This is a genomic window from Limosilactobacillus gastricus PS3, assembly GCF_000247775.1.
GTDB lineage: Bacteria > Bacillota > Bacilli > Lactobacillales > Lactobacillaceae > Limosilactobacillus > Limosilactobacillus gastricus_A.
Genome location: NZ_AICN01000013.1, coordinates 23,061 through 34,243, shown reverse-complemented (window position 1 = coordinate 34,243; position 11,183 = coordinate 23,061). Strand labels below are relative to the sequence as shown.

Below are 11,183 nucleotides of genomic sequence, written 5' to 3'. Positions count from 1 at the left end.
GGATTGGATGCAAGCACTGGGTTTAGTAGCTGAATACAATCCGTTTCATAACGGACATTGTTATCATCTCCAGCAGGCACGGCAACTAACAGGTGCTGATGTAGTGGTGGCTGTAATGAGCGGTAATTTTACCCAACGTGGGGAGCCAACCATTTTAGATAAGTGGCAACGTACCCAAGCCGCCTTGGCTAATGGGGTAGACCTCGTGGTCGAGTTGCCGGTTTTTAATGCCATCCAACCAGCGCATCGTTTTGCGGAAGGGGCATTAAGATTATTAAATGATCTTCAGGTAGTAACCGTGGTTTTTGGTGCCGAACATCCAGCTTGGAACTTTGACTCCTTGGTTGCTGCAGAAGCTAGGTTCAAGGCTAGCGATTTTAAGGATTATCATGCAACCTACGCTACCCAATTTAATCAACAATTGAGTGCTCAAACTGGTTATTCGCTGACTGATCCTAACGATATTCTAGCTTTTGCCTATTATAAAGCGCGTCAAGAGGGGCACTATACCATGAATTTGTTACCAATTCAGCGACGAGGCAATGATTATCATGATCAAACTATTACTGGTAGGCTCGCCAGTGCCAGTGCGATTCGGGCCGCTTGGTCAGATCTAAAAACCATTAAAAATACCGTTCCCGCAACTACCGTCAGTGATTTAGCTCAATTACAGCGCTTACCATCGTGGGACCTTTTATACCCAATTTTACGAAACCAATTGATTCAAACACCTGTTGAATGGCTTCAACAAATTTACCAAATGGGTGAAGGAATTGAATATCGTATGAAGGAAGCAGCTCAACGTGCTTTAACCTATGCTGATTTTATTCGGTTAGTGAAAACCAAGCGGTATACTTATGCTTATTTAAGTCGCTTATCTTTATATGTCATTTTGAATATTAGCAAGGTCGAACATGATCGCCATCAACAAGTCCCTTATCACCATATCTTAGGGTTTAACCAAGTTGGTCAAGCTTATTTAAATCAAGTGAAAAAACAGCTCGACTTTCCCTTAATTGTAAAGGTGAATCGGGATGAACGGGATGGACGCTTTAACCTGGATTATCGAGCAGGAAAGTTATATCAAAACTTTACTAAGGTTGAACAAGATATGAAACATGCGCCAATTCGCACTGTCAAGGAAATAACATTGACAAGCGAATAGGGGATGCGTATAATAAAAAATGTTGCATTAGGAGGAAAAGCTATGAAATGGTCTCTGGAAGACTTATCACGTTACCATGATGAACCACTTCATCTGGCAACCACTTTTGATCTCAACGCAATGATGACGAAACGATTTCCAGAACAGATTTTGGCGGTCGCGCCAATTAAAGTGGATGGTTATTGGTCATTTGATAAAGGTGATGCGACGATCGGGATGCATGTTGACACTACGGTGACAACACCATCGAGTCGTTCGCTAGAACCAGTGGAATTACAACTTTCTTTTGACATTACTGAGTCTTATACCAACGAGCACAGTCATTTTGATCGATATGATGACGATGAAGTAGTTTTCTATTTAGAAGATGATGAGTTAATTGATTTAGATCGAATTTTGTCAGAGAATATTGTGGAACAAATTCCATTAAAAGTTTTAACTGCTGCTGAGAAAGCTGGCGAGGCGCTTCCTAAAGGGAAGGATTGGTCAGTGATAACTGAAGATCAGTTAGACCAGCAACAGCATCAACAGGTTGATCCACGTTTCGCTAAGTTAAAAAATTTATTTCCTGATCAGGATAATGGTAAATAGCGAACGGCTAAAAACCACTAGTGGATAAGAAAATTATAAGGAGGTGTTAAGCATGGCTGTTCCAGCACGGAAAACATCAAAAACGCGGAAGCGTAATCGTCGTGGACACATTAAGTTAACTGTACCTGGTTTAACTGCATGTCCAAATTGTGGTGAATTACGGAAGTCACACATGGTTTGCCCAAGTTGTGGATACTACAACGGTAAGCAAGTGGCTGCTAACAACTAAGATATGGTAAAAGCTTCTCTTCGGTGCCGGACCTGGAGAAGCTTTTTCTTTTATCATAAAATCAGAGAATTAATTAGGGTTTTATGATAAAATATTCAGGGTTATATTATTTTATCCTTGAAGGAGTAGGAATTTATGAGTCGAGTACTAATTATTGAAGACGAAGAAAATTTAGCACATTTCGTTGAACTAGAATTGAAACATGAGGGTTATGAAACCAAAGTAGCCTTAGATGGTCGTGAGGGGTTAGAAGCGGCTTTAGCAGATGATTATGATGTCATTTTATTGGACTTAATGTTGCCAGAACTGAATGGGTTAGAAGTCGCCCGGCGGGTTCGGGAAGTTAAGAATACGCCTATCATTATCATGACGGCTCGTGATTCAGTGATTGATCGGGTTTCGGGATTAGATCATGGGGCGGATGATTACATTGTTAAGCCGTTTGCAATTGAAGAATTATTAGCCCGGGTCCGGGCTCTCTTACGACGGATCAGTATTGAAGAAGATAACGCTTCTGATCACCAAACTAAGGTGACCTATAAGGATCTAGTAATTGAAAAAGAAAATCGGATTGTTCGACGGGACGAAGAAGTAATCAACTTAACGAAGCGGGAATACGAATTATTGTTAATCCTAATGGAGAACATTAACGTGGTAATGTCTCGGAAGGACTTGCTAAGTAAGGTTTGGGGATACGATACCAATGTTGAGACGAATGTCGTTGATGTTTACATTCGTTATCTGCGGAACAAGATTGATCGTCCAGGAGAACCAAGTTACATTCAAACAGTACGGGGAACTGGGTATGTAATTCGTTCCTAAAAGTGGTGAAATGAATGGAAAATCAAGCTTCAACCAAGCGCTTTCTATCATTGAAATTAAAATGGGCCCTCGGTACTGCCGTGGGCTCTTGGCTTATTTCAATTTTATTGATTGTCATTATTTTTAGTTCATTCACGCAAGATTTACTTCGCCAAGAGCGCCAAACGCTTTCGTCGACGATGACTTCGGTCAGTGAGCAAATTAATAATCATCTGGATACTTTATCTTCGCAACAGATTAAGCAAGAGATTAATTCGGAAGTGGGATCCACTTCCAGTAAAGCAGTTTTCTCACGGGATATTGTTCGAGGACTAAGTAATTCTCAAATTGAGATGGCAATCTATAATCAGCAGGGGAAAGTAATTTATCAGCTTGGTAAGGTTCAAGTCAAATTTAAAACCAGTAACCAACGTACGATTTCTTTAATGCGAGGCAATGACCATCAAATTTTGGTGGGACGGATGCCAATTCGTTCGAAAGATCATCAAGTAATTGGTTATTTACAGATTGAAAATAATCTGAATACTTATCACCAGCGCTACCAGCGTCAACTCCTAGTAGTCGTGATCGCCTTATTATTAGTGGTAATCCTAAGTGGTTTGATGGGATATTTCTTATCGTGGTTCTTTTTGCGGCCCCTTAATGATATTGAAGACACGGTGAAGGCGATTAGCGATGATCCAACGAAAGACGTGCGGGTTCCCGAATTACGGCAAAATGATGAATTAAGTGAACTGTCAACCATGTTTAATCAGATGTTGGATCGCACACAACGGTATATTGACCAACAGTCACAATTTGTGGGCGATGTTTCTCATGAACTACGAACTCCTGTGGCTATTATCCAGGGACATATGCAATTACTGGATCGATGGGGAAAAGATGATCCCCAAGTTTTAGCTGACTCGATTCAAGCTTCACTAAAGGAAACGGAACGGATGAATAATTTGGTTCAAGAGATGTTGGATCTAAGTCGTGCTGAACAAGTGGAATTAAACTTCCGCGATGCCACCACACCGGTTAAAGAAGTGGTAATGCAGGTTTATAATAACTTTAAGATGATCCATCCTGATTATACTTTTGTGATGGATGATGATTTACCTGGCGAAGTGATTTCGCCAATATATCATGATCATTTGGAACAGATAATGATTATCCTTTGTGATAATGCTGTAAAATATTCTACCAATCGTCCTGAAGTGGATTTTTCCTTATCCCGAAGTGCTAATTTTGTAGAAATTGGGATTCAGGATTATGGAGAAGGGATCGCGGATGAAGATATTGATAAAGTCTTTGATCGCTTTTATCGGGTTGATAAAGCACGGAGCCGAAAGAAGGGTGGCAATGGGCTTGGATTGGCCATTGCTAAGCGATTGATCGAGGGATATCATGGTATGATCACCCTAGAAAGCACCTTGGGATCGGGGTCAGTATTTACGGTTAAATTGCCAATAATTGATGAAAAAGATTAGTAGCAAAAAAAGAGACCAGTGGCACCTAAAATGGAATTTTCCATTTTGGTGACGCTGGCCTTTTTAGTTAATGCTTCCGCCAAAGGAAATCAACTAAGATTCGATCAACTTTTAAATTGTTGTGGAGCCCGCTATGGTTAGCATGGTATCCCGTGATTTTAATCACCCGATATGATTTGGCGCGATTATTTAAGAGATATTTTAAAGATAGGGTTGACGCGTTAGCAACGTGTCCATCGGTTCCAGAATGATCATAATCACCATAGATATTTAAAATTTTGATTTGTTTTTTAGGGAAAGTCTGACGTAGCTTTAATAATTGTTGGTAAGCGGGCAACATTTCTTGGGGTTTCATATTAGGGTGATTTTTAATGTGGATGGGCTGATGCTTCTTTCCTAAAATTCCATTATAATTGCCGGCAATATCAACAATTTTCTGTAATTTTGGGAGCTGGTGATCATTTCCATAGACCAAAATAAAGTGATAAATGGTCATATTGGCCATTGAATGCCCAACTAGGTTATAGCGGGTGAAGTGATAATGCTGGCGTACTTTAACAATCACATTGCGCAACCATTTAGCGTCGGTATGATAATCACGCATATGGTTATCATCGAAATTAATCATAATGATGGGATTCTTGGCCGCAGAATTCAGATTTTGGGAAAGGGTCACTCGACCTGAACGATGAACCCGGGCCACGATGATATTGGTAGTAACGCCTTGTTTTTTTGCATAATTAACCATTTGTTGTTCAGCATGATAAGAAGATTTCCAACCATGGAGAAAAAAGGTTGGGACTGATGATTGGATAAAATCAGCGTCAGAACGATCTGGACGATCTTGGTGAAGGCTCCCGATGAAGAGCCAGATCCCACTAATGCTCACTAGACCAATTAGGCTAGTTATAAGATACCATTTTAAATTTTTCATGATTAATACTCCTGGATAGCTTATGAGATAGCTTACGGGAGTTTTTTACTTTTCACAAGTAAATTCATAATTTCTCGTTGGAATTCATATTTCGTTCCGAAAACAACCAGAAAAAGTAGACTTTTTCATTCATAAATTGGTCGAAACCGTTCGGTAAACTAGCAATCATGATAAATCGAAAGGAGCTGAGGCCATGGCAACCACCAAAAGAAAATATTTATACGAAGTGGATTTAATGCGTTGTATTTTTATTTTTGGAGTTTTAGCTAACCATACAACCTCGACTTTTACGGCGGCAGCAGCAAGTAATAGTTGGGCCTACAATTTTTTGGTTTCTACCCACTTGATCCTTCATTTCACCCGGATGGGTTTCATGTTCGTTACCGGATTGGTTTTATTTCTGGGTTATTATTACAAACCAGAAATTAATTACTGGGTCTTTTGGAAGAAACGATACAAGGGATCCGGGATTCCTTATGTTTTCTGGATGGGATTCTTTTTAATTATGACCGCTGTTTTTACGGGAAGTACGATCACTTTTTCATCATGGCTGAGTGAATTGGGCTTGGGATTGCTACATGGAAATTATTTCTATCTTTACTATATCCTGGTCACAATGCAACTTTACCTAATTTTCCCAATTATGGTATGGATTTATCGAAAGACAGAAGGACACCATGGTTTACTCTTAGTGATTAGTGGGATTTTACAGTTAGTATTTTTATTCTTTGTCAAATACCAATTACCGCATTTAGACACTAGCAACTGGCCATACTGGATCCGCAATTATGGGATTAATGTTTTTGCCTACCAGTTTTACTTTATGGCGGGGGCTTATGTAGCAATTCATTATCAAGCCTTTACTAACTGGCTTCAAACTCATCGAAAAAAGATTTATGCAATCACTGCTTTTTTGGCACTCGGAACTTTAGTTCTTTATCAATATAATGTTCAGGTTCTACACCTTAATCGCCATTATGCAAACCTGATTCATCAACCATACTTGATGTTTTATGCAAGTTTCATGATTTTGACAATCATTGCTTTAAGTCAACAATATGCGCAACGTCGTCAATTACCCAATTGGCAACAATTTACTAAGGCTGTGGATCTATCTTCTAAATTATCCTTTGGGGTTTATCTAACCCAAACGGCTTCACTATCCTTGTTAGCCGGTCTGTTAGGGTTAATCAAAAATAATGTATCCAGTTGGGAATTAATTATCCTCTTACCATTTGGCTATCTGATTGCCCTTGGGGGAGCATGGTTAATCTCATTCTTCTGCTATAAGGTGCCACCATTCGGTGTGCTAGTCGGTCGACCACAAAAAATAAATTTTCGAAAGAAGGTAAGAAACTATGACCAAGTTAACTCATGATTTAAAAGCACAATTAACTAATAATTGGCGGCGCCCGGTTGTGAAAGATATTCGGTTAGGGCGTTGGTTTACGGGTGAAGACCTGGAAAATGATATTCAAACTTTGCAAGCCGTCTTTCAGACCATAAATTTGTCAGTTGATGATGTGGTCTTTATGGCTTTGGCCAATACGGCGGCTTATTTACCAATTAATCAAGCCTTATGGCGCTATGGCATGACGGCCCACCCGGTATCTGCAACCTCGACGGCAGCAGAGTTAGTGGCTGATTATGAAGAACATCAATATCCAGCAATGATTTTTACGGCCGAGATGGCCACTGCATTTGAGGGTCGTGATGATTTGAATTCGGTGTTAGTGACCTTGGAAACCTTCCCGGAAGGATTGGTGATCTTGAGTAAAAAAACGAATCGAAATGATGGCCGTCTACTAGAACCTAATGAAGAAAGTTTGGGCTGGATTTTAAATACTTCTGGAACCACCGGAAAGCCCAAGCAAGTTGGTTTACCCCATAAGTTCATGTGGCAAGCGGCCCAAGATGATGCCTATACCCACCGCATGACATCGGATGATACGGTTTTGATTGTAATGCCAATGTTTCATATCAATGCCCAAGAGTTAATCATTAATTCGATGCTCCTAGTCAGTGGTCGAATTGTGATTGCTCCCAAGTTTTCCGCTTCAAAATTCTGGCATTGGATTAATGAAGATGATTGTACTTGGTCGTCGGTTGTTCCAACGATTGTCACGATTCTTTTGAAAAATGAAGCCTCAAAAGCCGAATTTAATCCTAACCATCATTTACGGTTTATCCGTTGTGCATCAGCCATGTTACCAGTGGGACGGCATGAACAATTTGTAAATGAATTTAAGGTGCCGATTCTGGAAGGCTACGGCATGACGGAATCATGTAGTCAATGTACCTTGAATCCATTAGATGCTATTAAATTGGGTTCTGTTGGAATCCCATATGGTTCCGAAGTCAAGATTGTTACTGATAATGGTTATACAGATGATCCCCAGGTTGAAGGAGAAATTGCCATTCGTGGTCCCCATGTCATTACGGAATATTTAAATGGTGACGAACGCGCTCAAAAAGATTTTCATGATGGTTGGTTCCATACCGGTGATTTAGGTTACTTTGATGAAGATGGCTATCTATGGTTAAACGGTCGGAAGAAACATTTAATTAATCACGGGGGCGAAAAAGTAAATCCAACCCTGGTTGAAGATGTGATCGGGGAACTTGATTACGTTAAAAATGTGGCAGTTGTGCCAACCCCTGATGAAATTTATGGGGAAGCCGTAACGGCCGTGGTTATTTTACAAGATGATCAAAAGAAATCTAATTTCTTAAAACATCAAATTATGGAATATGCAGCCACTAAATTAGCTAAATATCGGCGACCGACGGCAGTATATTTTGTGGATGAGTTCCCATTAAATCCAACCGGCAAAATTATGCGACCACAATTGTCACAACAGGTGACGCAGTTAATGCAAGCCGAATTAGCTGTATAAGGAGCGTGAGTTAATGAGAGAGAAACGTACGGTTCGTAAAATTGTAACCTTAGTTCTATTAGTGGCCTGGCTAGTTGTGGCATTTATTGGTTACCGCTTAACCCATGCAGATTCAGCAGGAGGATTAAAAACCATTACGATTGGTTATCAGGCCGGGGATGAATTTGATATTTCAAAAACCCGCGGTGAGTTTGCTAAGAAGATGAAAGCCAAGGGCTACAAAGTTAAGTTTAAAGAATTCTCCAACGGATCGGCCGAAATGCAAGCACTGGCTTCGGGGAATATTGATTATGCTCGAACGGGTGATACCCCTGGAGTAACGGCCTTAGCTTCTGGAACTAAATTGACTTACATTGCTGCTGGGGCGGATAAAGCGAATGGATCGGGAATCTTAGTCAAAAATGATTCCGGCATTGATTCCTTATCTGATTTGAAAGGGAAGACGATTGCTTATACAAAAGGAACTAGTTCGGAATACATGTTACGAATGGCTTTGAAGAAGGCGGGATTGTCGACTTCCGATGTTACCTTAAAGAATTTGGATCAATCGGCGGCCAGTGTTGCTTATAACAACGGCGAAGTGGATGCATGGGCAAACTGGGATCCTGCAACTTCACAAGCTGAAGTAACTGGCAATTCAAAATTACTAATTAACGGTAAGACCTTAGGGGTTAATAACCGTTCATACTTGATGGCTAGCACCAGTTTTGCTGAAGATAATGAAGAAGCTTCTCGCTTGATTATTAAGTATGCTAATCAAGATATGCAATGGGCTAACAAACATAAGTCCAAGGTTATTAAGATGATGGCTAAGAAGTTGAAATTAAGCACTAAAGTAGTTACTAAGATGGTTAACCGGCGGTCTTATAGTTGGGAAGCGATGACGAAAGCAACCGTTAAGGAAGAACAAGAAATCGCAGATCTATTCTATCAAGCTAAAGTGATCACCAAAAAGGTTGACATCAGTGATCATGTGCAATATTTGAAATAAGATGAGGGGTGATGAAGATGGAAATGGTTGAAAGTAAACAAATTCAAGTACAACAACCTATCTCACCCAAGGTTAGTCAACGAACCTTGGAGGATCGGTTAATTAAAATTCTACCGTGGGCAATTCCCGTCCTCTTGGTAGTTGCCTGGGAAGTAGTTGTCGATACCGGAATCGTCACTTCGACGTTTTTGCCCTCACCAGTGGAAGTACTGCAACAAGGATGGAAATTAGCGCTCTCGGGTGAATTATTTACTAATATTTGTATCTCGCTCTATCGGGCCACTTCTGGTTTACTAATTGGTGGTGGAATTGGTTTTATTTTAGGGTTTGCCAATGGTGTTTCCCGGTTATCCCGGGCAGCCTTTGATTCCACCATTCAAATGGTCCGGAATATTCCGCACTTAGCCTTAATTCCTGTGGTGATCTTGGTATTAGGGATTAATGAAGGAGCTAAAATCTCATTGGTGGCTGTTGGATGTATGTTCCCGGTCTATGTAAATACATTTCATGGGATTACTTCAGTCGACCCTAATTTAATTGAAATGGGTAAATCTTATGGATTAAACAAGCGACAAATGTTTACTAAGATTATTTTTCCCGGTGCCTTACCAACTATTTTAATGGGGCTTCGGTATGCACTTGGGGTTATGTGGACTACCTTAATTGTTGCTGAAACGGTTTCTGCTGATTCAGGGATTGGTTATATGTCCACCAACGCTCAACAATTAATGAATATGAAGACAATTTTCCTATGTATTGTGATTTATGCTTTACTCGGAAAATTATCGGATATAATTGCGAAAAATCTCGAAGTGATGTTCTTGAATTGGCGCCAACAAGGCTAGGAGGGAGAATGATGTCTAAATTATTAACGATCAATGATGTGACAAAAGTATATGGACAAAAAACCGCTCTAGGCAATGCTAATTTAACGATTAATCAAAATGATTTTGTCGCCTTAGTTGGAATGAGCGGTGGTGGGAAAACGACCTTATTACGGATGATTGCCGGGTTAGAACAACCGAGCACTGGTAAGATTGAACAATCTGGTCAAGAAATTAATGGCATTAACCGTCAGTCACGAGTGATGTTCCAAGATGATCGGCTCTTGCCTTGGATGACGGTACGTGATAATTTGACCTTTGGTAATCATCAAGATGATAAAGTTCGACAAGCGGATGAATTGTTAGCAGCAGTTGAATTAGCTGATTTTGGTGATTATTATCCGAGTCGCCTTTCAGGAGGACAGAAGCAACGAATTGCTTTAGCGCGAGCATTAATGGATAATCCACCATTGTTATTGTTGGATGAACCGCTCGGCGCCTTAGATGCCTTAACACGACTAAAAATGCAAGATTTAATTATGGATCTAACGCAAAGTCGTCAGTTAACTACGGTCCTCGTTACTCATGATGTCCATGAAGCAACTCGGATGGCCAATCGAATTGTAGTTGTTAAGAATTCACATATTGCCCAAGTCTTTGAGAATCCTTATCGTGGTTCAGGTGATGATAAAAAAGCCCATCAGGCGGTCTTAGCTGAGCGAATTTTAGATGAGATTTATGCCGAAGAAGTAGTATAAAAAAATCCCTTGGATAAACCTGATTAGGTTCATTCAGGGGATTTTTGCTTAAATGATAATGCCATGGCAATGATCGATCTCGTGTTGCACAATTTGTGCGGCCCAGCCATGGAGGGATAATTTTTGTTGGTGCCCAGTTTGATCTAGATAAACAAGGGTAATTTCTTGATAGCGCCTGGTTGGCCGTTGACCAATCAGGCTGAGACATCCTTCTTGAGTTTGATAAGGTTGCTCCTTAACGGTAATCTGCGGATTAAGCATGGCGATATTAATAGGTCCTAGGCTAACGGCAATGATTTGTTTGTTAATCCCAATCATATTCGCGGCTAGCCCGACACATTCTTTTTGATGAGCAACTAGCGTATCGAGAAGATCTTGGGCGATTGGCCAATCATGAGGGGTTGCTGGTTGGCTAGGCTGACTTAGGACCTGAGGATCTTTACAAATGGGTTTAATCATAGGTTTTCCTTTCAAAAGAAAAGTCGGGCGAACCCGACCTA

12 protein-coding genes are annotated in these 11,183 nt (G+C 40.4%); 10 read left to right on the top strand and 2 right to left on the bottom strand.

Annotated elements, in window-relative coordinates:
- Positions 1–7 precede the first annotated feature (7 nt).
- From PS3_RS01135 to PS3_RS01115, 5 genes are all read left to right on the top strand, one after another.
- Positions 8–1,165 carry a nucleotidyltransferase gene (locus PS3_RS01135; RefSeq protein WP_007121745.1) on the top strand — a complete coding sequence of 386 codons (1,158 nt, stop codon included), beginning with the start codon at positions 8–10 and terminating at the stop codon, positions 1,163–1,165.
- A 42-nt stretch (positions 1,166–1,207) separates the two neighbouring features.
- On the top strand, positions 1,208–1,756 hold the full coding sequence (locus tag PS3_RS01130; RefSeq protein WP_007121744.1) for a YceD family protein: 549 nt from the start codon (positions 1,208–1,210) through the stop codon (positions 1,754–1,756).
- A 52-nt stretch (positions 1,757–1,808) separates the two neighbouring features.
- Positions 1,809–1,985 carry a 50S ribosomal protein L32 gene (rpmF, locus tag PS3_RS01125; RefSeq protein WP_040467847.1) on the top strand — a complete coding sequence of 59 codons (177 nt, stop codon included), beginning with the start codon at positions 1,809–1,811 and terminating at the stop codon, positions 1,983–1,985.
- A gap of 135 nt (positions 1,986–2,120) precedes the next feature.
- Positions 2,121–2,807 carry a response regulator transcription factor gene (locus PS3_RS01120; protein ID WP_007121743.1) on the top strand — a complete coding sequence of 229 codons (687 nt, stop codon included), beginning with the start codon at positions 2,121–2,123 and terminating at the stop codon, positions 2,805–2,807.
- A gap of 14 nt (positions 2,808–2,821) precedes the next feature.
- On the top strand, positions 2,822–4,279 hold the full coding sequence (locus tag PS3_RS01115) for a HAMP domain-containing sensor histidine kinase (protein WP_007121742.1): 1,458 nt from the start codon (positions 2,822–2,824) through the stop codon (positions 4,277–4,279).
- A 67-nt stretch (positions 4,280–4,346) separates the two neighbouring features.
- Here the strand turns inward: PS3_RS01115 and PS3_RS01110 are convergent, their stop codons facing one another.
- Positions 4,347–5,213, bottom strand: coding sequence for an alpha/beta hydrolase (locus PS3_RS01110; RefSeq protein WP_007121741.1), 867 nt, complete (start codon positions 5,211–5,213; stop codon positions 4,347–4,349).
- Between the two features lie 193 nt (positions 5,214–5,406).
- Here PS3_RS01110 and PS3_RS01105 point away from each other — a divergent pair, with 193 nt between their 5' ends.
- Genes PS3_RS01105 through PS3_RS01085 form a run of 5 tightly spaced genes read left to right on the top strand, consistent with a single transcriptional unit; the run spans position 5,407 to position 10,683 of the window.
- Positions 5,407–6,591 carry an acyltransferase gene (locus tag PS3_RS01105; protein WP_040467846.1) on the top strand — a complete coding sequence of 395 codons (1,185 nt, stop codon included), beginning with the start codon at positions 5,407–5,409 and terminating at the stop codon, positions 6,589–6,591.
- On the top strand, positions 6,572–8,110 hold the full coding sequence (locus PS3_RS01100) for an AMP-binding protein (RefSeq protein ID WP_040467845.1): 1,539 nt from the start codon (positions 6,572–6,574) through the stop codon (positions 8,108–8,110). The genes PS3_RS01105 and PS3_RS01100 overlap by 20 nt, the downstream gene beginning before the upstream one ends.
- A gap of 13 nt (positions 8,111–8,123) precedes the next feature.
- Positions 8,124–9,101 carry an aliphatic sulfonate ABC transporter substrate-binding protein gene (locus PS3_RS01095; protein WP_040467844.1) on the top strand — a complete coding sequence of 326 codons (978 nt, stop codon included), beginning with the start codon at positions 8,124–8,126 and terminating at the stop codon, positions 9,099–9,101.
- 17 nt (positions 9,102–9,118) lie between these two features.
- Positions 9,119–9,946 (top strand): ABC transporter permease subunit, encoded by an 828-nt coding sequence (locus tag PS3_RS01090; RefSeq protein ID WP_081478359.1) that lies wholly within the window; start codon positions 9,119–9,121, stop codon positions 9,944–9,946.
- An 8-nt stretch (positions 9,947–9,954) separates the two neighbouring features.
- On the top strand, positions 9,955–10,683 hold the full coding sequence (locus PS3_RS01085; RefSeq protein WP_040467843.1) for an ABC transporter ATP-binding protein: 729 nt from the start codon (positions 9,955–9,957) through the stop codon (positions 10,681–10,683).
- 48 nt (positions 10,684–10,731) lie between these two features.
- On the opposite strand, the gene PS3_RS01080 is transcribed toward PS3_RS01085, so the two are convergent.
- Positions 10,732–11,142 (bottom strand): peptide deformylase, encoded by a 411-nt coding sequence (locus PS3_RS01080; RefSeq protein ID WP_007121739.1) that lies wholly within the window; start codon positions 11,140–11,142, stop codon positions 10,732–10,734.
- Positions 11,143–11,183: the final 41 nt, after the last annotated feature.